Origin of the sequence: Aeromonas lacus (genome assembly GCF_000764665.1) — a bacterium.
Classification (GTDB): Bacteria; Pseudomonadota; Gammaproteobacteria; order Enterobacterales; family Aeromonadaceae; genus Aeromonas; species Aeromonas lacus.
Map to the genome: position 1 here is coordinate 1 of NZ_JRGM01000173.1, position 759 is coordinate 759.

Consider the following 759-nt stretch of genomic DNA (forward strand, 5'->3'; position numbering starts at 1 on the left):
AAGTACCACAGTGTATTTTGTGCCGAAACTTAATGATGTGTCACTAATTATTTACTCTGGTTTGTTGATGGTTTTGGGGAATGTATTGTTCCCCACCTGGCTGTTCCAAGGTAAAGAAAAAATGGGCTGGATTGCCATATCAAATATCACAGCCCGTTTATTGGCGATCCCGTTGATTTTTATCTTTGTCAATAAACCTGAACATGCCTATGTGGCTGCACTTATTACCAGTGTGACGACAATTTTAGGCGGCTGCATCGGTCTCTATTTCGTTTGGCGGGAAAAATGGGTGGAATGGTATAAGCCAACTCGTGCTGATTTAGCTGAAATGTTGCGAGATGGCTGGCATGTGTTTATTTCCACTGCGGCAATTAGTTTATATACAACTAGCACAACAGTTATCTTAGGCTTTATCAGTGGGCCAATTGCTGTTGGGTATTTTGTTGCTGCAGATAAATTGCGTCAGGCGGTGCTAGGATTAATTACTCCATTTTTTCAAGCATTATATCCACGAGTCAATGCGACTATGGCAAGAAGTAGAGAAGAGGGGTTTTTACTTATTCGTAATATTTTTAAATGGCAGAGTGTGTTCACTTTTGCTTTAAGTATCGCAATGTTTATGGCTGCGCCATTCATGATTTCGCTCGCTTATGGAGATCAGTATGATGCAGCAGTACCGGTGTTATTATTGATGGCATGGCTACCATTTGTTATTGGGCTAAGTAATGTTTGTGGAATGCAAACACTGCTGGTATTAGG

1 protein-coding gene is annotated in these 759 nt (G+C 40.8%); it reads left to right on the forward strand.

The window, feature by feature from the left end:
- Positions 1-19: 19 nt before the first annotated feature.
- On the forward strand, positions 20-759 hold a 740-nt coding region (locus LG31_RS0118590; protein ID WP_238567545.1), incomplete at its 3' end, for an oligosaccharide flippase family protein.